The 24,979-nt window shown below is 70.7% G+C and carries 16 protein-coding genes and 1 pseudogene; 6 read left to right on the top strand and 11 right to left on the bottom strand.

The window, feature by feature from the left end:
• Nucleotides 1-482, bottom strand: a pseudogene (locus OKJ99_RS31630) (ATP-dependent helicase); the annotation flags it as partial.
• 265 nt (nt 483-747) lie between these two features.
• Here OKJ99_RS31630 and OKJ99_RS31625 point away from each other — a divergent pair.
• Nucleotides 748-2,787, top strand: coding sequence for a pectinesterase family protein (locus tag OKJ99_RS31625; RefSeq protein WP_326021387.1), 2,040 nt, complete (start codon nt 748-750; stop codon nt 2,785-2,787).
• Between the two features lie 36 nt (nt 2,788-2,823).
• Here OKJ99_RS31625 and OKJ99_RS31620 read toward each other — a convergent pair whose 3' ends face one another.
• Nucleotides 2,824-4,650, bottom strand: a complete 1,827-nt coding sequence (locus OKJ99_RS31620; RefSeq protein WP_326021386.1) for an AMP-dependent synthetase/ligase — start codon at nt 4,648-4,650, stop codon at nt 2,824-2,826.
• Between the two features lie 187 nt (nt 4,651-4,837).
• Between OKJ99_RS31620 and OKJ99_RS31615 the strand changes: the two genes are divergently transcribed.
• Entirely contained in the window at nt 4,838-5,350 is a 513-nt protein-coding gene (locus tag OKJ99_RS31615; protein WP_326021385.1) for a hypothetical protein, read from the top strand.
• 12 nt (nt 5,351-5,362) lie between these two features.
• Here OKJ99_RS31615 and OKJ99_RS31610 read toward each other — a convergent pair whose 3' ends face one another.
• Both OKJ99_RS31610 and OKJ99_RS31605 read right to left on the bottom strand, forming a co-directional pair.
• Nucleotides 5,363-6,829 (bottom strand): MFS transporter, encoded by a 1,467-nt coding sequence (locus OKJ99_RS31610; protein WP_326021384.1) that lies wholly within the window; start codon nt 6,827-6,829, stop codon nt 5,363-5,365.
• A gap of 103 nt (nt 6,830-6,932) precedes the next feature.
• Entirely contained in the window at nt 6,933-8,120 is a 1,188-nt protein-coding gene (locus OKJ99_RS31605) for an epoxide hydrolase family protein (RefSeq protein ID WP_326021383.1), read from the bottom strand.
• Between the two features lie 82 nt (nt 8,121-8,202).
• Between OKJ99_RS31605 and OKJ99_RS31600 the strand changes: the two genes are divergently transcribed.
• The gene (locus OKJ99_RS31600; RefSeq protein ID WP_326021382.1) at nt 8,203-8,778 is read left to right on the top strand and encodes a CGNR zinc finger domain-containing protein; all 576 of its coding nucleotides are present in this window, start codon (nt 8,203-8,205) and stop codon (nt 8,776-8,778) included.
• 24 nt (nt 8,779-8,802) lie between these two features.
• Here the strand turns inward: OKJ99_RS31600 and OKJ99_RS31595 are convergent, their stop codons facing one another.
• Nucleotides 8,803-9,927, bottom strand: coding sequence for a CynX/NimT family MFS transporter (locus OKJ99_RS31595; protein WP_326021381.1), 1,125 nt, complete (start codon nt 9,925-9,927; stop codon nt 8,803-8,805).
• Nucleotides 9,928-10,219: 292 nt separating this feature from the next.
• Here OKJ99_RS31595 and OKJ99_RS31590 point away from each other — a divergent pair, with 292 nt between their 5' ends.
• Nucleotides 10,220-10,900: a FadR/GntR family transcriptional regulator gene (locus OKJ99_RS31590; protein WP_326021380.1), complete on the top strand. Its 681-nt coding sequence runs from the start codon at nt 10,220-10,222 to the stop codon at nt 10,898-10,900.
• 101 nt (nt 10,901-11,001) lie between these two features.
• Complete coding sequence (qcrB, locus tag OKJ99_RS31585; protein ID WP_326021379.1) at nt 11,002-12,660, top strand: cytochrome bc1 complex cytochrome b subunit; 1,659 nt, start codon at nt 11,002-11,004, stop codon at nt 12,658-12,660.
• Between the two features lie 57 nt (nt 12,661-12,717).
• Here qcrB and OKJ99_RS31580 read toward each other — a convergent pair whose 3' ends face one another.
• The 3 genes from OKJ99_RS31580 to OKJ99_RS31570 form a co-directional block, all read right to left on the bottom strand.
• A complete protein-coding gene (locus OKJ99_RS31580; protein ID WP_326021378.1) occupies nt 12,718-13,635 on the bottom strand; it encodes a hypothetical protein in 918 nt (305 codons plus the stop codon).
• Nucleotides 13,632-14,306: an RNA polymerase sigma factor gene (locus OKJ99_RS31575; protein ID WP_326021377.1), complete on the bottom strand. Its 675-nt coding sequence runs from the start codon at nt 14,304-14,306 to the stop codon at nt 13,632-13,634. The genes OKJ99_RS31580 and OKJ99_RS31575 overlap by 4 nt, the downstream gene beginning before the upstream one ends.
• Nucleotides 14,307-14,445: 139 nt before the next feature.
• Nucleotides 14,446-17,088 carry a glycoside hydrolase family 31 protein gene (locus OKJ99_RS31570; RefSeq protein ID WP_326021376.1) on the bottom strand — a complete coding sequence of 881 codons (2,643 nt, stop codon included), beginning with the start codon at nt 17,086-17,088 and terminating at the stop codon, nt 14,446-14,448.
• Nucleotides 17,089-17,225: 137 nt separating this feature from the next.
• Here OKJ99_RS31570 and OKJ99_RS31565 point away from each other — a divergent pair, with 137 nt between their 5' ends.
• Nucleotides 17,226-19,415, top strand: a complete 2,190-nt coding sequence (locus OKJ99_RS31565; protein ID WP_326021374.1) for an MGH1-like glycoside hydrolase domain-containing protein — start codon at nt 17,226-17,228, stop codon at nt 19,413-19,415.
• 12 nt (nt 19,416-19,427) lie between these two features.
• Here the strand turns inward: OKJ99_RS31565 and OKJ99_RS31560 are convergent, their stop codons facing one another.
• From OKJ99_RS31560 to OKJ99_RS31550, 3 genes are all read right to left on the bottom strand, one after another.
• Nucleotides 19,428-20,564 (bottom strand): serine hydrolase domain-containing protein, encoded by a 1,137-nt coding sequence (locus OKJ99_RS31560; RefSeq protein WP_326021373.1) that lies wholly within the window; start codon nt 20,562-20,564, stop codon nt 19,428-19,430.
• Nucleotides 20,565-20,640: 76 nt separating this feature from the next.
• The gene (locus OKJ99_RS31555; protein WP_326021372.1) at nt 20,641-22,029 is read right to left on the bottom strand and encodes a hypothetical protein; all 1,389 of its coding nucleotides are present in this window, start codon (nt 22,027-22,029) and stop codon (nt 20,641-20,643) included.
• Nucleotides 22,022-24,907, bottom strand: a complete 2,886-nt coding sequence (locus OKJ99_RS31550; RefSeq protein ID WP_326021371.1) for a peroxidase family protein — start codon at nt 24,905-24,907, stop codon at nt 22,022-22,024. The genes OKJ99_RS31555 and OKJ99_RS31550 overlap by 8 nt, the downstream gene beginning before the upstream one ends.
• Nucleotides 24,908-24,979 lie beyond the last annotated feature (72 nt).

The raw sequence follows: 24,979 nt of genomic DNA, 5'->3' as shown, positions 1-24,979 counted from the left end.
CGCCGGGCGATGCCGGTCGCGGTGTCGACGGCGTGCCGGGCGTCGGGGCCCGCCTCCACCAGCACGTGCAGCGCCGTGACCAGCGCGGTCGTCCGGGGCTCCGGCGCGTCCACGTCGAGCGGCACCGCCGCGGTCTGCCGCACGCGCTCGGCGAGCCGACCCGCTGCGGCCAGCAGCTGCGTGGCGGTCTGCGGGCCCACCCCGTGGATCTGGTTGAGGCGGGCGGGTCCGGCGTCGAGGACCTGCCGGACCGTGCGCAGGCCGTCCCGCTCCACCAGCCCGACGCGGACCCGCCCGTCCGTGGCCTCTTGCAGCCGCGCCACGGGCATGGTGTCGAGGACCCGCGCCACCGACTCGTCGAGCAGCGGCGCGAGCGCGTCCCGCACGGTCTGCACCGCCCGCTCGTGGTCGTCGAGCAGCCCGCGCACGGCAGCGTGGAGACGCGAACCGTCGGCGACGGCCTCCCGCTCACTGCGTCCCATCGGGCCCGCCCTTCTCCGACCGCGTCCGGCTCCGGCCGGTTCCTGCATCTTGCCATCGGGGTGTGACAACGGGCGTGGCGGTCTCACGGCGTTGCGGTCTCGGGGCTCCGCCCCGGACCCCGCTGCTCAAACGCCGCAGGGGCTTGAAATGCACCGGCACCCGGCACCCGGCACCCGGCAACCTTCCCCGCCGCCCGCGGCAACACCACACCGTCACGTGCCACCCGGCACGCGTACCCCCACCACGTACGGAGTGCATGAGCTGATGAGCGACACCCGCAGCAAGCCCCGGCACCGCAGACGCCGAACCGTCCTCCTCGCGGGCGCCCCGCTCGCCGTCGCCGCCGCGGCCGCCCTCGCCTACGGCGGCGGGTTCCTCGGCGCGGCCGGAGCGGACACGGCGAGCGCCGCGACCGCCGCCGCATGGGCCGACGACACCGCCGACGGCTTCGCCTCCGTCGACGCGCAGGGCCAGGACGGCACGTACGGCGGACGCGGCGGCGAGACGGTCACCGTGAAGACCCTGGCCGACCTGGAGAAGTACGCGACCGCGAGCAAGCCCTACGTCATCGTGGTCGCGGGCGCGATCACGATGGACCCCGTCGGCAAGGAGATCAAGGTCGCCTCCGACAAGACCATCGTGGGCGCCGGCACCGCGGGGCACATCGTCGGCGGCGGCTTCTTCCTCGGTACCGGCGTGCACAACGTCATCATCCGCAACCTGACGATCCGCGACTCCTACCAGGGGACCTGGAACGACAAGGACCACGACTTCGACGCCATCCAGATGGACGGCGCGCACCACGTGTGGATCGACCACAACGACCTGCGCAGGATGGCCGACGGACTGATCGACGTCCGCAAGGACTCGACCGACATCACCGTCTCCTGGAACAAGCTCAGCAACGACAACAAGGCCTTCGGCATCGGCTGGACCGAGAACGTCGTCACCGACATCACCATCCACCACAACTGGATCCGCGAGACGGAACAGCGCAACCCCTCCACCGACAACGCCGCCCACGCGCACCTCTACAACAACTACCTCCAGGACGACCCCGGCACCGACATCACGTCCTCGTACGGGAACTACTCGCGCGGCAGGACGAAGATGGTCCTGGAGAACAGCTACTTCCAGGGCGTGAACAACCCCGTCATCAAGGACGACACCGCCACCCTCGTGCAGCGCGGCAGCGTCTTCTCCGGCACCAGCGGGCGCAACGAGAGCGGCGGCAGCGCCTTCACCCCGTCGGACTTCTACGCCTACACCCTGGACAAGGCGGCGGACGTGCCGGGACTGCTCAAGTCCGGTGTGGGGCCCAGGAGTTCCATCGGCGTCGGCACCCATCAGGTGAAGGCCGCCGCGAGCACCCTCACCGTCGCCGCCGACGGCAGCGCCCAGTACAAGACGGTGCAGGCCGCCGTCGACGCCGTGCCCGCGAACAACACCGCGCGCGTGGACATCAAGGTCGCGCCCGGCACGTACCGCGGCACCGTGACCGTCCCGGCGAACAAACCGCACGTGACGATCGTCGGCACCGGATCGAGCCGCAAGTCCACCGTGCTCGTCGAGGGGCACGCCGCCGGGTCGAAGAAGCCGGACGGATCGACGTACGGCACCTCGGGCAGCGCCACCGTCACCGTCCTCGCCGCCGACACCCAACTGCGCAACCTGAGCGTCAGCAACGACTACGACGAGAGCAAGGACACCTCGATCGCCGCGCAGGCGGTCGCGCTGCGCACCAGCGCCGACAAGGTCTTCCTCGACTCGGTCATCACCAGCGGCGACCAGGACACGCTGCTGCTCGACGGCGCGGGCAAGCGCGTCTACATGAAGAACTCGTACGTCGTCGGCAACGTCGACTTCGTCTTCGGCGGCGCCACCGCCGTCATCGACCAGTCCGTGATCACCCTGAAGAAGCGGTGGGACGGCACGTCGGCCGGGTACGTCCTGGCACCGAGCACCGCGGCCGGCCAGAAGGGCCTGCTCGTCAACCGGACCACCATCGGCGGCGACGTCTCCGCCGGCAGCTTCCACCTCGGCCGCAACTGGCACGCGGGCGGCGACGCCTCCCTCGACCCGCAGGCCACCGTCCGCGACTCCACGCTGGGCGCCGCGATCAAGGCGAAGCCGTGGACGGACATGGGCGGCTTCTCGTGGAAGGACGACCGGTTCGCCGAGTACAGGAACACCGGCGACGGGGCCGGTTCGGCGAGCGCCGACAGGCCGCAGCTGAGCGACGCGCAGGCCGCGCAGCAGGAGGTCGCGGACTGGCTCGGGGACTGGACGCCCACGGCCTCCTGACGGGCGGAGGGGACACCGCGTTGTGCGCGGCGCCGCTCACCGCGCCGCGTACAACTCCTCGACGTCCTGGGCGTACGCCTCCATGACCGCGGCCCTGCGCACCTTCAGGGACGGCGTGAGCAGGCCCTGGGTGGCGCCGAACTCGTGCGGCAGGATGCGGAAGGCGCGGATCGACTCGGCCCGCGAGACACGCGAGTTGGCACGTGACACCGCGCGTTGGATGTGGCCGTGCAGCTCCTCGTCGAGGGCCGCCTCCGCGGGGGCGCTGAGGGAGCGGCCCTTGAGCACCTGCCAGCTCGCCAGGGCCTCCGGATCGAGGGTGATCAGGGCCGTGACGTAGGGGCGGTTGTCGCCGATCACCAGGCAGCCGGAGATCAGCGGGTGGGCGCGCAGCTCCTCCTCCAGGGTCTGCGGGGAGACGCTCTTGCCCGCGCTGGTGATGATGATGTCCTTCTTGCGGCCCGTGATGACGACGTAGCCGTCGGCGTCGAGGTGGCCGAGGTCGCCGGTGGCGAACCAGCCGTCGCGCAGCACCGCCTCCGTGGCCTTGCGGTTGTTGAGGTACCCCGCGAAGACGACGTCGCCGGCCACCCAGATCTCGCCGTCGTCCGCGATGTACACGGCGTTGCCCGGCAGCGGCTTGCCGACGGTGCCGTGCCGTACCGCGCCGAGCGGCTGCGCGGTGACCGCGGCCGCCGTCTCGGTGAGGCCGTAGCCGTTGTACACGGTGATGCCGCAGCCCTGGTAGAACAGGCCGAGGTCACGGGAGAGCGGCGAGCCGCCCGACACCGCGTTGCGCACCCGGCCGCCGAGCACCGCCCGCACCTTCGCGTACACGAGGCGGTCGTACACCTTGTGCATGAGCCGCATGCGCGGTCCGGGACCGGGGCCCTCGCCCGCGGCGTGGCGCTGCACCGATGCCGCGTACCGGATCGCGGTGCGCGCGGCCCGCTCGAACAGGGCGGTGTGGCCGCCGTCCTGGGCGTTGACCCGCGCCTTGGCGAAGATCCGCTCGAAGATGTACGGGACCGCGTACATGATCGTCGGCTGGAACGCGGCGAGCGCGGGGAGCAGCGCGCTGGGTGAGACGTCGGGCTGGTGGGCGATGTTGATACCGCCGCGCACCGAACTGACCACCACCATCAGGCCGTAGCAGTGGGCGAGCGGCAAGAAGGCGAGCAGGGAGTGCTGTTGGCCGGGCGGCGTGAGCACGGGGGCCCAGCCGACCAGGAGGTTGTCCGACTCCGAGGCCAGATTGCTGTGCGTGATGATGCAGCCCTTGGGGCGGCCCGTGGTGCCGGACGTGTAGCAGATGACGGCGGTGTGCCAGGGGGCCACCGAGGCCCGCAGCTGGTGCACGTCCTCGTCCCGCACCGACGCGCCCGCCTCGATGAGCACGTCGAGGCCGCCCGAGTCCAGCTCCCACAGGCGGGTCAGGTCGGTGCGCGCGCCGTAGGCCGCGGCCACCGTCATCGCGTTGTGCTCGTTCTCGACGACGACGCCCACCGCGTCCGTGTCGTAGAGGATCCACCGCACCTGCTCCGCCGACGACGTCGGATACACCGGCACCACCTCGGCGCCCAACGTCCACAGCGCGTACGCGATCAGCGTCCACTCGTAGCGGGTGCGCGACATCACGATCACCCGGTCCCCCGCGGCGACCCCGTAGGCGAGGAACCCGCGGGCCACGGCCATCACTTCGTCACGGAACCGCGACGAGCTGACCTCCTGCGGCGGACCGTCGTCCCGGAGCAGCGAGAACTGCGGGCGCCGCGGGTCCTCCAGCGCGGTGCTGAAGACCGAGTCGGCAAGTCCTCCCGACACCAACGGAGGTGCCAGGCGGGGCGCCGCGATTTGCCGCATGTGACTGCTCATCGCTCCCTCTGGTAGGCAGACCGGGTTGACGATTCAACCTGAATGCGTCGGAACGGCAAGCTACATCCAAGGGGAACTTTTCGCCCCGGTGTTGCATAACGAATCGGCAGTCACCGGCAGCGCTTCCGATACGCTGCTGTTTTCCCATGGCATGTACACATAGAGGAGCGATTCCGTGAAGCGCCGCCCCACCCTGGCCGGACTGACGATGCTGCTGGTGGTCGCGCTCGCGGCCTGCGGCGGTGGAACGGAGAAGTCGGCCTCGTCGCACGGCGGTGGCGGATCCGCCGACAGCCAGTCGATCGAGCAGCACGACGACAAGGTGACCGGAGTGCGCGACGGGGTGCGGCACATGTCCCGCCGCACGACCCGCGCCACCCGGCCGCACCTGGTGAAGAAGTGCGCGACGGACACCCGCAAGGTCCGGCACACCAAGCGCAGCAAGGGCCGCACCAAGACCTACTACACGACGAAGAAGGTCCGCGACTGCCACAAGGTGCGCAAGGGCACCGAGAAGTACACGCGGGTCCTGCGGGCCGAGCGCTGGTGCGTGCGCCTCGACGCCGTGGGCGGCAAGCGCGGCGCCGACGACCAGTGGTTCCGCGTCAACTCCACGACCTACGGCAGGATGCAGGGGGTCGAGGACCGGGCGAAGGTCACCATCGAGCCGATCCGCAAGGGCTGCTGAGCCCGGACCGGGTCACGTGGCGGCGACCTCCGGGATGCGCTCCTTCACCAGCGCGTAGAGGACGACCGCCACGGCCATCACCCCGGCCGCGGTGAACACGCCCGCGGCCCAGCTGCCCGTCGCGTCGCGCAGCACACCGCTGACGACGGGGCTGGCCACCGCGCCGATCTCCGCGACCAGGTTGAACAGGCCGAACAGCGAACCGCGGTCCTTCTCCTCGGCCAGGTCGCCCAGCAGGCTGTGCACGATCGGCTGGAGCGCGTTGAAGAACAGGCCCGAGCAGAACAGGATCAGGCCGAGCAGCAGCAGCGACGGGTCGCCGTTCGCGACACTGACGCCGAACGCGACGGCGAGCACCGTGTGCACCGCCGCGCAGATCACCGCGAGCGGCTTGCGGCCCTTGCCCGCGCGCACCCGCCGGTCCGCTATCCAGCCGCCGACGGGGAAGCCGATGATGCCCGCGCCCGCGTTGAACGCCGCGGTGAGGGCCGCCGCGCCCAGGCTGCTGTGCGCGGCCTCCGCGACGATCTGCACCGACCAGAACGAGAAGAACCACAGGTTCCACATCACGGCGATGAAGCCGATGTAGATCAACCAGACGTTCCGGTTGAGGAGTTGGGTGCTGCGGCCGGTGCGCACGATGCCGCGGATCACGATCGTCACCATGACGAGGAACAGCACCGCGGAGCCGATCGCGGTCAGCCAGTCCGGCCAGCTGAACTCGTCGGCGAGCAGGAACAGGACGAGGATCGCGACCGCCGCGGGGATCGAGTACGCGATCAGCCGCAGCGCGGGCGGGCCGATCCGCAACGGCTTGTCGCCGCGCCCCCGGAAGAACCTCCACGTCGCCGCGGCCACCAGCAGCGACACGACGCCGAACACGTACAGCGGCATGCTCCACGCCCGGCCGCCCATGCCCAGCGTGCCGCCCCAGTCGATGAGGTGCGGGGTGGCGACGATGCCGATGGTCAGGCCGATGGACAGGCCGGACAGGACGACGCCGAGGCCGATGGTGCGGCGGGCCGCGGGCGTGTGACTGATGACCAGGACACGGTCGTTGGAGTAGAAGACACCCTCGCCGAGCCCGGTGAGCACGCGCGCCACGACGAAGCCGATGAGCCCGCCGGTCAGGCCAGACACGAGCGTGAGCAGGCCCGCCCACAGCAGGGAGACGACGAGCATCTCGCGGTGGCCGTAGCGGTCGCCGAGCCGGCCGCCCGCGTACTGCGTGAGCATGTAGCCGGTGAAGAACATCGAGCCGATGAGCCCGCCGAGCGTCGCCGGGTTCGAGGCGTCACCGATGAAGCCGGCCTTGTTCTCGATCATCCAGGCGACGACGGGGCCGGTGACGGTGCGGTCCGCGTAGCTGATCAGCCAGCCCGCGAGCAGGAAACCCCACAAGTGGGTGTGGTGCCCCGAGAAGAGCGCGCGGCCCTTGGACTCGGTGACGGTACGTGGTGGAGCGCCTGACTCGGACATGGGTCCCCCTGGACACTGGGCAGCGGGAAAGCGCTTGCCAAGATCGCAGAGGCTCGACGGCGGGTCAACGGGTCAACAGGACCCAGTTGCGTTGCAGTTGTGTTCACCCCCTCGCGGCCAGCACGGCCGCGAGGCCCTCCCGCAGGTCCTTGACGAAATACTCGGGAACCTCAAGGGCCGGGAAATGTCCGCCCTTTTCGGGCTCGTTCCACCGGACGATCTGCCGGTACCGCTCCTGCGCCCAGGGACGCGGGCACTTCTCGACGTCGCGGGGGTAGGCGGTGATGGCCGCCGGGACGTCGACCCGGAGTTCGGGGTCCAGCGCGTTGTGGCTCTCGTAGTAGATGCGGGCCGCCGACGCACCGGTCCGCGTCAGCCAGTACAGGGTGACGTCGTCGAGGATTCTGTCCATGGGAATCGTCTCGAAGGGACTGTCCTCGGTGTCCGTCCACTCGGCGAACTTGTCGAGAATCCAGGCGAGCAGCCCGACCGGTGAGTCGACGAGCGCGTAGCCGATGGTCTGCGGCCGGGTCGCCTGCTGCTTCGCGTACGCCGCGCGGTGGCGCGTCGCGGTGCCCAGCCAGAAATCGCGGGTCTCCTCGGCCCACTCGCGCTCGGCCGCTGTCAGCCCGTCCGTCGTCAAGCCGGGCACGCCCTCCGCGAACGTCGTGTGGATGCCGAGGACGTGCGCCGGGAACCTGCCGCCGAGAACCGTGGTGATGTTGCCGCCCCAGTCGCCGCCGTGGGCCAGGAACGTGCCGTAGCCGAGCCTGCCCATCAGCTCCACCCAGGCGGCCGCGATCTTCTCGGTTCCCCACCCGGTGGTGGCCGGCCTGTCGCTGTAGCCGAAGCCCGGCAGCGAGGGGGCCACGACGTGGAAGGCCGGCGCGTCCGCGTCCTTCGGGTCCGCCAGGTCGTCGATGACATCAGTGAACCGGGCGACACTGTCCGGCCAGCCGTGCGTCATGAGCAGCGGAGTGGCGTCCGCGCGCGGGGACCGGCGGTGCAGGAAGTGAATGCCCAGACCGTCGATGGTCGTGCGGAACTGGCCGATCGCGTCGAGGCGCGCTTCGAACGCCCGCCAGTCGTACCCGGTGCGCCAGTGGTTCACGACCTCGACGAGGTCGGCGAGCGGAACGCCCTGTTCCCATCGGCGCGGGCCGGGCCCGGCGCCCCGGACCGTCTCGGCCTCCGGCAGCCGCGCCGCGGCCAGACGCGCGCGCAGATCGTCGAGGTCGGCGTCGGTCGCGCGGGCTTCAAAAGCTTGTACGTCGCTGGTGTGGCGGGGCATGAGACCTCCTGGCCATCGTGGAACCGGCTAAGACGGTTCTAGCAGTGGTCCGAACCGCGCTGCAACCGCCTAAGGTGGTTCCATGCGTTCTGGATTCCCTGACTTCCGCCTCGGCAGCGTGCTGGCGACCAGCTTCACGGGGACCCTGTCGGAGCGTCGGGGCAGCCCTGTGGAGCGGATTCCCACGCCGCAGCGGCTCATCGACTGGCTGGCGGTGTACGGCCTCGCCGTGGACTCGTGCAGCCTCGACCAACTCGACCTCGCCCGGGAGTTGAGGGAGTCGATCCACGCCGCCGCGACGGCGGCCGCGACCCAGGGCGCCCTCCCCGGAGCTGCTGTCCAGGTCATCAACGACCGCAGCGTTCAGGGCCGGGCCGCGGCCGTCCTGACGCCCGAGGGCGAGCGGCGCTGGCGGCTCGGCCCGGATTCCCGAGTGGAGGACGCCCTCAGTGTGATCGCCGCCGACGCGATCGGCGTCATCGCGGGTGAGCGGGACGGAAAGCTGGCCCTGTGTGGGTCACCCACCTGCCGGGCCGCCTTCTTCGACACCAGCCAGAGCCGCACCCGCAAATGGTGCGACATGAACACGTGCGGGAATCGCCAGAAGAAGGCGCGCTTCCACGCCAACCAGCGCAAGAACCCCGGCTCGGCGGAGTGAGGTCACCTCGCTGAACCGGGCGGTTCACGCCTCCAGTTGGCGGGCCCGCCCGGCGCCCACGCCCGCGAGCCCCATCGGCACGCACAGCACCGCGAGCATCACCAGCGGCACCGTCCATCCGTCCGTCGCGTCATGCAGCGCGCCGAGCAGGAACGGGCCCGCGGCGGCGAGCAGATAGCCCACGCTCTGCGCCATGCCGGACATCTCCGCGGCACGCGCCGCGTCGGGGGAGCGCAGCACGATCACGGCGAGCGCCGTGCTGATCAGCAGGCCGCAGCCGAAGCCCTGCATCAGCATCCACGCGTACGCCCCGCCGACCGGCGCCACCAGCAGGCCGAGCACGGAGCCGAGGACGAGCACCGAGCCGGCGAGGGAGAGGGCGACCTGGTTCGAGGACCTGCCGACGAGCGCCGTGAACGCGAGCGAACCGGCGATGCCCGCGAGGCTCATCACGGACAGCATCCACCCCGCCTGCGTACCGTCCATGCCCTGACTGGTGAGCATCGCCGGGATCCACGCGGCGCACGCGTAGTACTGCAACGACTGCAGCCCCATGAGGAGCGTGATCTTCCAGGCCAGTGGTGAACGGCGCAGCGGAGTACGGGAGTCGGCGGCGCCCGGGGCCATCGAGGGCGGCGCGTCCGAGCGGCGCAGCTGGGGCACCCACAGTGCGAGCGCGAGCGCGGAGAGCACCGCCCAGACGCCGATCGCGCCGCGCCAGCCGAGCCCGAGCGCGTCCCCGAGCGGCACGGTCACCCCGGCCGCGAGCGCGGCGCCGCAGAACAGGGCCACCGAGTACAGGCCCATCATCAGCCCGGTGCGGTGCTCGAAGTTGCGCTTGATGACACTCGGTACGAGGACGTTCGAGAGGGATATCGCCGCGCCGATCAGGACCGTTCCCGCGAACAGTGCGGGCAGGCCGGGTGCGAGCCGGAGCGCGATGCCGGCCGTGAGCAGCGCCATCATCGCGCCGAGCGCCCGCGTCATGCCGATGCGCCGCGAGAGCTTCGCCGCGAACGGGGCGAGGAGGCCGAAACAGAGGATCGGCAGCGTGGTGAGCAGCCCCGCGAGCGAGCCGCTGAGCCCCGTGGAGTGGCGGATCGTGTCGAGCTCCGGCGAGACGGATACGACGCCGGGCCGCAGGTTCATGGCGATGAGGAGGATGCCGGCGGCGAGGAGGGGGCCAGCGGCTGCCCCTCTCAGTCCCTCCGGCGTTTGAGGAGCGGGGTCTGGGGCGGAGCCCCGGGGCGTCACGTCAGGTGCGGGTGTGGATGCGGGATCACGCTGCGGCATGCGAGCCAACGTAACATCCCATGTTTCCGCCACGACATTGCGAAATTGGTGTGCATACTCACGCATAAGCCCCAGATGGGGCTGGCCGACCGCCCCATACATGGGATATTTTGGCCCGCGTACCCCGAGCAACAAGAAAGGCCACCCCGTGCCCGCACCCACCCTCGTCCAGCGCACCATCGGCCGGATCGAGCGGCGCATCGAGAGCGGGGAGTGGGCCGTGGGCGACCGCATCCCGGCGGAGGGGCAGCTCGTGGAGGACCTCGGCGTGGGCCGCAACACCGTGCGGGAGGCCGTCCGTGCCCTGTGCCACACCGGCCTCCTGGAGGCCCGCCGCGGCGACGGCACGTACGTGCGCGCGGCCAGCGACCTCAACGCCGCGCTCCAACGCCGCCTGCGCCGCGCCGAGTTGAAGCACATCCTCCAGATCCGCCTCGCCATCGAACGGGAGGCCGCCCCCGCCGCCGCGACCCACCGCGGCGAGGCCGACCTCGCCCGCATCCTGACCGCCCTGCTCGCCCGGCGCCGTGCCGAGGAGAGCGGGGACCTGGTCGCGTACGTCGAGAGGGACGTGGAGTTCCACCGCGCCGTGGTCGCCGCGAGCGGCAACCCGCTGATGACGGAGCTGTACGAGAGCATCGTCGAGTCGGTCCGCGACAGCATCGCCTCGCTGCTCCCGAGCTGGACGCCGGAGCCGCTCGGCGCGAGCTCCCACGACGACCTGGCCGACGCGATCGCGCGCCGCGACCCGGAGGCGGCGGCCGAGGCGGCGTGGGCGCACACGCGGACGGTGGAGACGGCGGTGGAGCGGATGACGGACGATCAATAACCGCTTCCATACGGCCAATTGACCGCACTTCGCCCTCTGTCGGCACCACCGCCGCGCGCTCTACCCTGACGAGAGCCTCAACGGCCCTGAGGGGGAGTCGCATGAGCGATGACAGCGAGCGCATCCCGGGTGACGGGCGCCGCCCTGACCCCCCGGGTTCCGGTGAACGCCTCGCCGACTGGGCGGACGGCCGGCTCGGGCTCTATCAACTCGCCAAGTCCCAGATGCGGAAGGTCTTTCCGGACCACTGGTCCTTCATGCTCGGCGAGATCTGCCTCTACAGCTTCATCATCCTCATCCTGACCGGCGTCTATCTGACCTTCTTCTTCGACCCCAGCACCCAGGAAGTCATCTACGACGGCGCGTACGTACCGCTCAAGGGCATCAGGATGACCCAGGCGTACGAGTCGACGGTGCACATCAGCTTCGAAGTGCGCGGCGGGCTCCTCATCCGCCAGATCCACCACTGGGCGGCGCTCGTCTTCGTCGCCGGCATGACGGTGCACATGATGCGCGTCTTCTTCACCGGCGCGTTCCGCAAGCCGCGCGAGCTCAACTGGGTGTTCGGCTGGACCCTGTTGTTCCTCGGCATCGTCACCGGCCTGACCGGTTACTCGCTCCCCGACGACCTGCTGTCCGGCACCGGCCTGAAGTTCGCGCAGGGCGCCGTGCTCTCGGTGCCGATCGTGGGCACGTACCTGGCGATGTTCCTGTTCGGCGGCGAGTTCCCCGGCGACGACTTCATCGCCCGGCTCTATCCGATCCACATCCTGCTGTTGCCGGGCATCATGCTGGGCCTGGTGGCGCTCCATCTGATCCTGGTCTTCTACCACAAGCACACCCAGTTCGCGGGCCCGGGACGCAGCGAGAAGAAGGTCATAGGGGCGCCCTTCTTCCCCATCTACGTGGCGAAGGCCGGCGGCTTCTTCTTCCTCGTCTTCGGGGTGCTCGCGATCCTCGGCGCGGTGGCGACCATCAACCCGGTGTGGGCCTTCGGGCCCTACAGAACGGATCTCGTCACGACGGGCGCGCAGCCCGACTGGTACCTCGGCTTCTCCGAGGGCCTGATCCGCGTGATGCCCGCGTGGGAGATCAACGCCTGGGGCCACACGCTGCAACTGGGCGTCTTCATCCCGTTCACGCTGTTCCCGCTGATCCTGTCCTTCATGGCGGTGTACCCGTTCCTGGAGTCCTGGATCACGGGCGACAAGCGCGAGCACCACGTGGCGGACCGCCCGCGCAACAAGCCGGTCAGGACCGGCATCGGCGTGGCCTGGCTGTCGCTGTACGCGGTGCTGCTGATCGGCGGCGGCAATGACATCGTCGCGACGAAACTGCACCTGTCGATCAACGCCATCACCTGGTTCGTGCGCATCAGCTTCTTCGTGGCACCCGTCCTCGCGTTCGTCGTCACCAAGCGGATCTGTCAGGGCCTGCAGCACCGCGACCGCGACAAAGCGCTGCACGGCCGCGAGTCCGGCACGATCAGGCGGCTGCCGCACGGCGAGTTCATCGAGGTCCACGAGCCGCTCACGCGCGCCGAGCTGTACACCCTCAACCAGCACGAGCAGCCCGCCGCCTACGAGTTGGGGCCGCGGGTCGACGCGAACGGGGTGGAACGGAAGTTCACCGTCCGGCAGCGGATGCGGGCGCGCCTCGCCAAGGCGATGTTCGGCCCGGGAACCTACGTGCCGAAGGTGACGCCGGAGGAGTACCGGGCGCTGCACTCGGGGTGGCACGAGTCGGAGCGGGTGGACTGACGTAGACAGGAGGGGAGTCGGGGCGGCTCCCGGCCAGGGAGCCGCCCCGGGCCGGACTCAGCCGACGTGCTGCGCGGGGCCGACCTCCAGGAAGGTTGTGCGTTCGTCGGGGCGCCCCTTCGTCCGGCTCGCGGACTCCAGGAGCTCGCCCGACTTCGGTGCGATCACGAGCCGGATCGTGGTCCGCTTGCCGGTGAACTCCGAAGGCGCGGTGGTGTATTCCACCGCCGTTCCCGCGCGGCCCTGACTGTCCTCGACCTGGCCGATCAGCTCGACGCCGTCCTGCGCGGCGAGGATCTCGAACAGGGCGGCCCGTACCGCCGGACGCACCGGAGCGCCCTCCAGGAGCACCACAGCCTGGTCGAACGCGTCCGGGCCCAGGCGGGCGGCCAGTGCGTCCGGGTCGGCGGGCAGCGTGCCCAACTGTGGCCATGTCAGCTGCCGTTCGCCCACGCGCCAGCGCATCAGCTTCGGTCCGGGCCGCTGGACGGAGCCGCCGGGCCCCACCGACCAGATCCGTCCGGCGCGATCGACGTACGTGGTGTTCTTGCGCCGCCCGTCGTCCTGGTTGACCACCTCCATGCGGACCTTCCAATACGGGGCCGTGGACGTGGGCCCGTGCGCAGCGGCTTCGGCGACGTCCGAGAGGAACGACGCGGCCGAGGCGTCGGCGGCCGGATCGCCCCCGAGTACCGGGTACGCGGCCCCGCCCACCGCCAGGGCGAGCACCGCCGCGGCCGTGACGAGCAGCCTGCGCCGACGCCAACGCGGCGCGGCGGCCTCGGACTCAGGGCCTGTGGCGAGCTCACGCAGATCCGGCCGGTCCGCCAGGGCGGCCTGCGCCACGGCCAGGCGCGCCGCCCGTACCGCGTCCGCTCCGGGCGGCGTGACCCGGCCCGCGGCGACCAGCGCATCGGCGCCGGGAAAGTCCAGCGCGTCGGCCGTCTCTCGCTTGCTGTCGGGGACGTTGTTCATGCCTGTTCTCCTGTCGGGTGTTCAGAAGATGATCGACCGGTCGGGCTGGTCGGGCTGGTCGGGCTGGTCGGGCTGGTCGGGCTGGTCGGGACGGTGGGGCCGCTGAGTCCGGGGGCGCCTGCCGAGGCGAGCGCCGCGCTTTCCCGGAGCCGGGCCCGCGCCCGGTGCAGTCGCGAGCGTGCCGTGCCTGCGGGGATCCCCAGCGCGCCGGCGGCCTCTGTCGGTGAGAGCTGCTCCCACGCCACCAGGAGCAGCAACTCGCGCTCCACCTCCGGTAGTTCGCTCAGGACCCGCCGCAACGCGGGAGCCAGCGCCGAGGCGTCCAGACGGTTGTCCACCGCCTCCCACGGATCACCGTGCGCGCCCTCACCCGGAGCGCCGCGCGACTCCTGCGCGAGGCGCCGCCAGTGCGCCGACAGCACGTTCCTGGCGACCCCGAACAGCCACGCCCTGACCGGCCCGCGTGCCGGGTCGTAGGCGTGCCGGGCCGTGTACGCCTGGAGCCATACCTCGGCCAGCAGATCGTCGGCCGCACGAGGCGCGCGGCGTGCGAAATAGCCGTGCAGTGCCGCCGCGTGGCGTCCCACCAAAGCCTCGAACCCACCCGAACCCCGCGCTGCTGCGGTGAGCAGCGCGGCATCGTCCTGCCCGTTCTCCACTTCCGTGGCCACGGCACCTCCCTGGCGACCACCGCTCGGCGGTCTCACCCCGTACTTGTCGCCACGCAGGGAAGGCGTTCGCGCATGCCCTGTCTTTGAGGGGTGGGCAGGGCGACAGGAGGCACCCCGCCCACCCCTCAGGGACAGACTCTCAACCGAGCCGCAGCTCGAACGCGCGCGACGTCGACAGCGATGGCGTGCGCACTGTCGTCACCCCCGTCTTCTCGTCGTACGACCACGAGGTCGCGGACAGGGCGCGCCCGTCCAGTGTCACCCGATCCGGGGCCGCGGCCCCGTGCACCGTGAAGGTGTACGCGCGCTCACTCGCCTTGCCCGCGTAACTGCCCTTGCTCGCACCGACGTTGATGACCGAGCCATGCTTGCCGGTGTCGACGGTCACGCGCTGCGTGGCCGACGCGCCCTCCTTGAACTTGCGGGTCACCCCGTCGTCCTCGTAGAGGGTGTACGCGTTGTGGCCCGGCTCCGACGCGTAGACGTCATAACCGAGTTGGCCCTTGTCGCGGTTCTTCCACGACGTGGTGCCCTTGGGCCACATCGGCACGATGGCGCCGGACTTCACGAAGAGCGGGAGGGTGTCGATCGGCGCGTGGTAGCCGTCGATGGTGGTCGGGCCCTTGTACTGCTTGCCCGTCCAGTAGTCCGTCCACGTGCCCTTCGGCAGATAGATGCCGTCACGGGTGTCCGAGTCCTTGTAGACCGGGGCAACGAGGAAGTCGTCGCCCGCCAGGTACTCGTACTTGGCCTGCGCGTCAAGGGTGTTGGCGTCCTTCGGGTACTCCAGCCACAGCGGCCGTACGCCGCCGACGCCGGTGTCCGAGGCCTGCTTGGCGAGCGTGTAGAGGTACGGCATGAGGCGCTCGCGCAGTTGCAGGTACTTGCGGTTGATGGAGGTGTACGGCTCGCCGTCCACCCACGGCTGCTGGTTGATCTTCTTGCCGGTGGTGATGTCCTTCGCCCAGCCGTCCATCGTCATGACGGCCGGAAGGAACGTCTTGGCCTGCAGATCACGCGCGTACATCTTCGCGTCGTGCGAGTAGATCGAGCCGATGTCACCGGTGTTGTACGCGATGCCGGACATCGTGGCGCCCGCGTACGTCGGGATCTGCCAGCGGATGAAGTCCCAGGACAGTTTCTGGTCGCCCGACCACAGGACGGCGCAGCGCTGGGCGCCCGCCCAGGACACCGGCATCCAGACGAAGCCTCGGGCGTCGCTGTTGTCCTCGATGCCGGCCTTGGCCTTGTCGCAGGCGTCGAGGGCCATGCCGTAGCCGTTGCCGACCCAGGCGACGTCCAGCTTGGCGACGCGCTGGCCGGCCTTCACCTGTTCGGCGAGCTTGTCGATGCCGTCCTGCGTCCACAGGCCGAGTTCGGCGCCGTGGTCCTGGAGGCCCTTGGCGGTCTCGGCGAGGTTCTCGTACCCGCAGCCGTAGCCGTCGTTGACCAGCATCCAGCCGAGCGGCAGCTGGTTGTCGACGTAGCCGTCGGCGATCTTCAGGGAGTCGAGGGTGTGGCGCTCGCCCTGGTTCGCGTTGTGCAGATAGCAGTCGGCGTCGCCGGGTTCGAGGCCGTAGACCGGCGGCATGAACGGCTTGCCGACCAGGCCCGTGTACGCGCCGATGACCCGCTTGGCGTCGCCGACGAAGTAGTAGGCGTCCAGGCGGCGTTCCTGCTGGCCGGTGTGGACCGAGGGGCCGAAGTCGTAGACGCCGGGCGCGAACGTGTTCCGGTAGACGCCATAGCCGGCCGAAGAGAGGTAGAACGGCTGGGAGTTGGGGTAGCCGCCCTCGTTCCAGTCGGTGTTGTTGGCGACGTAGACGGTCTTGTCGCGGTGCGAGAAGCTGCCGTTCTGTTCGCCGCCGCCGAAGAACTGCTCGTCGGCTCCGCGCTCCAGGCTCTGCCGCATCCCGCCGGTGGACCAGCGCAGCGGACGGTCCTCCTGCCAGATCCGCGTCTTGTCGTCCGCCTTGTAGAGGCCGAAGCGCAGCGGCTTCTTGTAGACGCGCAGGACGGCGCCGGCGGACCGGATGCCGTAGTAGGCGCCCGCGTCGAACGACGTCGTACGCGTGTCGGCGGCGGGCTGCTTGCGCACGATCTGCGAGCCGGCCGGGTCGCTGAAGTCGCCCGACGGGTCGGCCTGAAGGCGGAGCCCGCCGCCCTTGAGGAAGTCGGCCTTCGCCTTCAGATCCCCGGCGGCGACCGTGTAGCTGCCGTCGTCGCCCTTGAAGGAGGTGAGGTTCCCGGCGTCCGTGGTCTCGGGCAGGTAGGCCTTGCCGACGAAGGAGTTGTCGTGCACGTCGTACGGGACGACCACCACGTGGTACGTGCCGTCCGCCCTCGGGATGACGGTCGCCTCGGGGTCGGCGGTGCCCGCGCTCGACGCCACCTGCTTGCCGGCGTCGTCGTAGACGTACATGTCGAAGTCGTCCTTGGGCTGCTTCGCCCACTCGATCGAGACCGGCACGCCGCCCTCGGGGTTGTCGCTCCAATACCCGTTGGGGACCGACACCTTGAGGTCGAAGCGGTCGCAGGTCTTCCCGTCCGGGTCGTCGGCGGGCGCCGGGCACTTCTTCGGGTCGTCGACGGTGCCGGACGGATAGGTGGGGCTCTGCCAGGTGACGCTCTTGTGGTCGGCGTCGAGCACGCCGCTGCCCGGGGTGGCCGCGCCCGCCTGGTGCGCGGGGGCGGCGAGGAGCGCCGCCGCGAGGGCCGCGGTGGTCCAGGCGGCCAGGGCGCGGGCTCTTCGGTGGGGTTGCCTACGGTGCAGTCTTCGCATGAGGTACGTCTCCGCTCAGAACGACCAGCCGTTGTTTACTTGTGCTTGAAACTCCTTGCGCACGTGCAGGATTGCGCACAGAGTCAGGGTTGAAGATCCCGCTCGCACAGGTTCATGTCAACAGGAGACGCCGCCCCGTGACCGCCCACCGGCCCCCACACCGCCCCACCCGCACCGCCCTCGCCGCCCTCCTGCTCGTCGGCGGCGCGAGCCTCGCCGCGCCGCCCGCCTCGGCCGTGCCGCGCACCGCCACCGACTACGCCGACGTGCTCGACCTGCACGGCACCCCGAAGGCCGCGCTGCCGGGGGACGACGAGGACAACAACCCCATCAGCACCTTCTCGGACCGCGGGGCCTGGCACTCCTACGCCCTGCCGAAGGCCGGGGACCGTGCCGCGTACGGCGGGTTCAGCGGGCCGCTGCACATCGCGCAGGAGTACCCGTGGTGGCTGAGCAAGTCCTTCAGTCGGATGCGGCTCACCGAGGGCGGCCGCACCCTCGACCTCGCCGCCGGTGGCACGCCCCGCTTCACCTCGCAGCCGGGGCGCCTGGTCCAGTCGTACGACCTCGGGCGCGGCCTCAGCCTCACCCTCGAACTGCGGTTCGCCACCAACCGGACGGCCCTGGTGCGCGCGGAGGTGCGCAACACCGGCTCGGCCGCCCGCACGCTCGGCGCCGGCTGGAGCGGCAGTCTGCTGCGGCCCGAGAAGGCGCCCATGCGCGACGCGCCCTCCCTGAAGTCCACCGAAGCCGGCGTCGGCGTCGACTTCGCCAAGGTGCGCGAGAAGTGGGACTACCTCACCGACGGCACCGAGCGCTTCGAGGTCACGCACAAGGAGCCCGTGCGGACGACCGTCGACGGTGACGGCTACCGGACCGAGGCCGCCTCCCCGGTCACCCTCGCGCCCGGCGCCGCGCACCACTTCGACTGGACCGAGTCCTACACGTTCACCGCCGCCGAGCGCGGCCGCGAGGCCCGCCGGGCGCGTGCCGTGCTGGCCGCCCCGCAGGCGTACGCCACCGCCGGCGACGCCCGTTGGCGCGGCTACGTCGCCGGGGTCACGCGCGGGGTGCCCGCCGAGCGGCGCCGCACCGCCGTGAAGTCCCTGGAGACCCTCGTCACCAACTGGCGCTCCGCGGCCGGGCAGATCAAGCACGACGGCGTGACGCCCTCCATCTCGTACAAGTGGTTCACCGGCGGGCTGTGGGCATGGGACAGCTGGAAGCAGGCCGTGGGCACCGCCCGCTTCGCCCCGGAGCTCGCCGAGTCGCAGATCCGGGCCATGTTCGACTGGCAGATCACCGCCGCGTCGAAGACCCGCCCGCAGGACGCGGGCATGGTTCCCGACGCCGTCTTCTACAACGACCCCGCGCGCGGCGGCGGCAACTGGAACGAACGCAACTCCAAGCCCTCGATGGCCAGTTGGTCCGTGTGGGAGGTGTACCGCAAGAGCGGCGACCGGTCCTTCCTGCGCGAGCTGTATCCGAAGCTCGCCGCCTACCAGGCCTGGTGGTACCGCAACCGGGACCACGACCACGACGGCCTCGCCGAGTACGGCGCCACCGTCGACCCCGCCAACGACTCGACCGAGGAGCGCCGCCTCGCCGCCGCCTGGGAGAGCGGCCTGGACAACGCGCCGCGCTTCGACGCCAAGCTCGGCACCTCCGTCGTCGCCAACCGCGCCGCCGACGGGGCGCTCCTCGGCTACTCGCTCGACCAGGAGTCCGTCGACCTCAACGCCTATCTCGCCCAGGACCAGGCCTACTTGGCGCGCATCGCCGACGCGATCGGCCGCCCGGACGAGGCCGCGAAGTGGCGCGAGAAGTCCGGGGCCACGAACGCCGCCGTGCGCTCGAAGATGTACGACCCGGCCGACGGCTGGTTCCACGACATCGCCCTGAAGAACGGGGCGCCGCTCACCGACCGCGGCCGCGGCATCGAGGGCGCCGTCCCGCTGTGGACCGGCGCGGCCACCAAGGAGCAGGCCGCGCACGTGCGCCAACGCCTCACCGACCCGGGTGAGTTCGCCACCCACGTGCCGTTCCCGACCGTGTCGAAGGCGTCCCCGTACTTCGACTCGAAGGCCTACTGGCGCGGGCCCGTCTGGTTCGACCACGCCTACGTCGCGCTGAGCGGACTGCGCCGCTACGGCTACAACAAGGACGCCGACGAGCTCACCGGCAAGCTCCTCGCGGGCGCCAAGGGGCTCACCGGTGACCGCCCGATCCAGGAGAACTACGACCCGCTGACCGGCGACCCGCTCAACTCGCCGAACTTCAGCTGGTCGGCCTCGCTGCTGCTGCCGATCCTGTCCGGAGAGCAGTGAACCGGAAGGCGCTCAGGACGCCGCGTACGTCCAGAAGTCCCGCATGATCTGCGGCGGTGTCGGCCCGCCCATCCCGAGCTGGGTCATCAGGACCGACACCGTCCCGGTCGCCGGGGTGAGGTGGGCGGACGTCCCCGTGCCACCCACCCAGCCGTAGCGGCCCGGCACGTTGTAGGGGTGGGTGCGGGTGACGTCGACGGAGCCGCCGAAGCCCCAGCCCTCGCCCTCCGTGAACAGGCCGCTCGCGGCGCGCTGTTCGGCGCTCAGATGGTCCGTGGTCATCAGCCGCACCGAGTCGGTGGAGAGCACGGACCCGCCGCCGGCGAGCAGCATCCGCGCGAACGCCAGCCAGTCGTCGGCCGTGGAGGCGAGTCCGCCCGCGCCGGAGGGGAACGCGGGCAGACCGCTCCACTGGCCGTCCGGAGTGTCGACGAGTTCGGCGCCGCCGTCGGCCGTGGGCACGTAGGAGCTGGTGAAGCGGTCGCGCTTGGCGGCGGGGACCTCGAAGGCGGTGTCCACCATGCCGAGCGGCTCGAAGATCCGCTCGGCGAGGAAGTCCGGCAGCGAGTCGCTCGTCATCCGTGAGATCAGCACGCCCTGGATGTCCGAGCACGCGTTGTAGAGCCAGAACTCGCCGGGCTGGTGCAGCAGCGGCACCCCGGCGAGCGAGGCCAGCCAGGTGTCCGGCTCGGGCACCCGCTGCGGGTGGTGCGGGTCCATCAGCGCGAACAGCGGCTGCACGGCCGGGAGCGAGAAGTCCGAAGGGAACCCCCAGCCCGCCCGGAAGGTCAGCAGGTCCTCCACCGTGATCGGGCGGGCCGCCGGGACCACGTCCTCTATCGGGCCCGCCGGATCGCGCACCACGTTCGGCGCGGCGAGCTCGGGAAGCCAGTGCGAGATCGGCGAGTCCAGGGCGATGCGGCCCTCCTCGACGAGCGTCATGAGGGCCGCCGCCACGATCGGCTTGGTGATCGACGCGATCCGGAAGATCGAGTCGCGGGCCATCGGCGTCCCGCCCTCGGTGTCGGTGTGGCCGACGGCGGCCACCTCGACCCGGTCGCCGCGGGCCACGAGCCCGACGGCCCCCGGCACGGGCCCCTTCGACACGTGTGGCGTCAGGACGTCGGTCAGGCCGGTGCTCTCGGTCATCGGGCGGTCCTCCCATGCATACGGGTGCGGTGGCGTCGTCCGCGTGAGCGTACAGAGGAAGACCGCCCGGACCGGCTCAACTCATCGGCTCCCCGTCCCAGAGCGTGTCGTGCGCGCGGTGCGCGTCGGTGAGCCCGTTCGCGAAGAAGCGCTCGTAGTACTCGCCCTCCACGTGGTGCGCCTGCAGCCAGACCCCCGGCACATGGATGGCGTCCGTGTGCGCGGGGAAGCGGCGGTGCGTGGCCAGGATGTACGTGCAGATGTCGCGGGCGCACTCGATGACGCGCTCGTCGTACTCGCTGGCCTCGGCGAGATAGCGCTGGCCGTAGTCCTCCTTGTAGATGCGCGCGAAGACGTCCTTGTCGCCGTACGTGCCGCCGGTGCCGAACTTGGCGTCGACGATGGCGTCGACCGCGTCCGACATCGAGGCGTGCGCGGGCGGGCAGGCGGCGGCGATCAGCGGTTCACCGGTCGCCGGGTCGGCCAGGCCCACCGGGTGCGAGCGCAGGTTGGCGTACTTGGGCAGCGGGACGTGCCAGCGCCACAGGTCGGCGAGGCGCCAGCGCGGCGTGACGAACGTGAAGCCGAGCATCCTCCCGTACGTCTTCGTGAACTTGGGGTCGCCGAGGGCGATCGGTGGATTGAGTGACGCGTGGATCCACGCGCCGAGCCCCATCGCCTCCGCCGTCAGCATCACCGTCTGCAGGAGCAGGTCCGCCTCGATCTGCGTGCGCATCGGGCCGAGCGCGCCCAGTGGCAGCTTCAGGTCCTTGTTGAGGAACCCGTTGTCCAGCCACTTCTTCACGCCTGCCGGCCGGTACAGATTGCGGTCGTCAACGAGCGTCGGGCGTGCCCCGTCCGGCTGCGTGAGCAGGTACATCAGGGCGTTGATGTACTGGTGCGAGAGGTCGACGACCGGGAACAGGACGGTCGTCCCCGGCAGGTTCGACAGGAAGCGGTTCGAGTCCAGATACGCCGGGAAGTCGCGCAGCCCCTCGGCGACGTCCAGGCGGTGGTCGAGGACCTTCACCTTCGACTGCCGGGCCCGTTCGACCAGCGCCTCAGCCGTGAACGGCTCGTGCGGCGCCGGCGGCAGCTTGCGCAGGAAGTACGTACCGCTGTCGTTGATCAGGAAGAAGTACGTGCCCTGCGCGTTGTCGGGACTGCCGGCCGTGCGGCCCGTCATGGTCAGGTTCGGCTTGGACATGATGGGCTTGCCGTCGCGCGGGTCCTCGAAGGGGCGGTCCGGCATCGTCAGACCCGTCGAGCCGGTGACGGCGATGAGCAGTGCCTCCTCCAGCTCGCTCAGCGGCTGCGGCTCGTGCTTCGAGCTGTAGCTCATGGACCCGGCCGGCACCGACGCGCCGCGGGATACCCGGTGGGTGCGGCGGCGCCAGATCGTCTTCAGGAGCGGGCGCGCGAGCAGGTCGTCGAGACCCTGGTGACCCGATGAGGTGTCAGCCATGCTCGCCGCCGTTCTCGGCCGGCGGCACCGGACGCCACGGCGCGAACGCGCTCGCGTCGCGCGGCAGCAGGCTCGCGAGGTCCGGGCAGTGCCGCAGGATCACGGACTTCATGCCGCCCTTCTCCACCCAGTCCATGCCGAGCGGCGTGTAGATCTCCGGGCGGTAGTCGACGGTGAGGAAGCGGTCGCTCTGCAACCGCCGCGTCGCCATCAGGATGAAGATGCGGAACGCGGTGTCGGAGAAGCCGAAGCCGGTGGGCGGGTTCTCCGCGAACAGGCCGACGACCGTGTCGATCTCGTCGACGTCCCGGTACACCTCCTTGAGGCGTGCCAGCGTCTCCGGCTCCTGCGTGAGGTCCTCGAAGCGGCGGATGCGCTCCTTGTGCAGGCCCGCACGGAAGTCGTTGTAGCGCGGCACGCCGCGCCTGCGGGTGCGCACCAGGTCGACCACCGACAGGTCGATGATCTCGCCCTCGCGCTGGAAGTGCGTCAGCGACTTCGGGTAGTTGTGCAGCGTGATCGCGCCGGGATGCGCGATGCCGAACGAGTAGAGGGTGTCCGCCAGACCCGTCTTGCGGATCTGGCTCTCGGCGGCCGCGCCCTGGATGTCGTTGAAGCCGAGCGTTTCGAGGCGCTGCCCGAAACGGTGCTCGCGCAGCTCGTAGTCGTCGGGGATCAGCGGGTGCATCCGGTAGACCGTGACGAAGTCCTCGGTCAGCGAGTACGGGGCGCCGTGGTGGTCCGGCATCGTCTTCGGGATGCCGGTCAGGGAGTGCGATTCCAGCAGCCACAGGCCCAGCTGGTTCAGCCAATTCCTGGGCGGGCCCTCCCAGTTGGTGCGAAGCCCGATGTCGATCGCCTTCGTCGCGAGGATCGCCGGTGTCCACTCCACCGTATGGATCTTCGCGATGAGCGCGGAGACCACGAGCCGTGCCGTGTGGTAGATCCGCTCCTCGCCCATCGACGGGTACTCGGCGCGCAGCGCGTCGCACACCGCGTTGTGCTCGCGCGCGAACAGGGTGTGCATCGAGCTGAGCCCCATCCACCAGTTGTCCTTGAACCCGGTGATCGGGATGCCGGTCCGGTCGATCGGGATGTGCCCGCCGTCCAGCAACAGCCGCGCCCCGCCCTCGGGTTCGCGCAGCTGCTTCGCGGTCTGCTCGTCGCCGCCGTATACCTCGGAGCCGTCCCACCAGTGCGAGGCGGTGTTGCCGAACAGGATCGGCGGCTTGTCGCCGGGCAGCTCGATCCCCTCGTTCTCGGCGAACCGCATCACGCTCTCTTCGGGCCCGCCGGGCGTGTTGACCCACGTCCCGCCGCCCGGCGGCAGCGGCACCTCGACCGCCCTGTCGCCCGCCTTGTAGCGGCGGTGGTTGACCCAGTCGTGCACCTGGAACTGGATCCAGGCCGCCGCCAGGATGTTCAGCGAGGTCGCCGGGACGAAGCTCTCGCGCGCCAGCAGACTGCGGCTGACCGTCACCGGGTTCGGGGTGTCGAACAGGTCGGGCCGGAACACCGGCTTGAGGTTGCGGCCGAACGCGGCGCCCACCGCGCCCATCTTCGGCTCGGACAGGTCGTTGTACGTGCCGTCGTAGGAGCGCTCCGTACGCAGCCGCTCGTCGACCGGGACCGGCACCGGCTCGGCCTTCGGCGGGGCCTCCTGCACATCGGTGTCGATCAGATTCAGCCTGCGCAGCACCTTCCGCAGGAACACCAGGTTGAGCAGGCTGAGGTCCACCGGCAGCCGGTGCCACGGCACATACCGGTTCAGGACGCGGAAGGCGAAGCCGACGGGCGCGCCCAGGATCCGGTTCCTGAGCGGCTCGTGCGGGGTGAAGCGGGTGCCGTGCCGCTGCGCGCTGCTCGCCCGGTACGCGGCCTTGCGGGCCCGGTTGAGATTGCCCAGCGGGCGGAACCCGTCCGTGGTGTACCACGGGTTGAAGGAGAGCTCCTCGATCCGCCGGGCCGCCGAGCGGGCCTCGGCCGTCGTGATGTCCTGGCTCGGCACGGTCAGCCGGGCCACGGGGATCGGCGGGGTGATCGCCTCCTTCCACTCCACGGAGCCGTCCTCGACGGGGGTGCGCCGCTCGTCCACGTAGCGCTGCACGCACAGGTCGAAGGCGACGTCGCCGCGGGAGAGCCGGCGCGCGAGCTCCCGGTGCAGGAAGTTCGGGTCGTGGCGGTCGGGCCGCGGCTCGGGGCCGCCGCCCACGGCGGGCCGCAGCAGGAAGCGGACCGGGCCCGCCTCGCTCCACAGCATCGCGCCGCGGCTCCAATAGGTCTCGCGGGCAAGGCTGTTGACGGTGTGCCGGGTGGCGGCCTGGACGTTGCGGCGCATCCGGTTCGCGGTGCCGAGGCCGACGGCGAGCGGCAACTTCACGAACAGGCCGAACGCCTTCTGTAGCGGATTGCGGGCCCCGGCCATCGCCTTGGCGAACGCCACGAACTCGCGGGCGTCGCGGGCGTGCGACACCGGGAATCCGGTGGCGAGCAGGTCGTGGCTCTGCTCGGCGGACACCTTCACGCGCACGGCGATCCCGTGCAGGTCCGGCGCCCCGTCGGGACCGCGCATGCCGCTCGCGTTGGAGAGTCGCACGGTCGCCGGGTACTCGGCGCCGGGCTGCGCGAAGCCGCCGCGCAGCGCGGCCGGAAGGTCGTCGTTGAACCGCAGGCGGGCGTTCTCCACGCCGAGCGCGGCCTTCGCGTGGAAGGCGCGCTCGAAGCCCTGGGCGCCACTGGCCCGCCGGTTCGCGACCTGAACCTTCATGATCTCTCGCGCGAGGCGTTCGAACACGAGGCGCTCGGCCTCGGGACTGCCGCCCTCGTACCGCTCGTACTGCGCAGGCTTGTAAGAAGCCTGACGTTCGTTCTCGGCCATCGGTTGCCGTCCCTGTCGGAGATACGTGGGTCGGAGATATGTGGAGAAAGTTCCTGTAGCGAGGTCGTAGCG

The organism is Streptomyces endophyticus (genome assembly GCF_035798155.1).
Classification (GTDB): Bacteria; Actinomycetota; Actinomycetes; order Streptomycetales; family Streptomycetaceae; genus Streptomyces; species Streptomyces endophyticus.
Note: the sequence above shows the minus strand (reverse complement) of the source record. Positions and strands in the feature narration are given on the sequence as shown.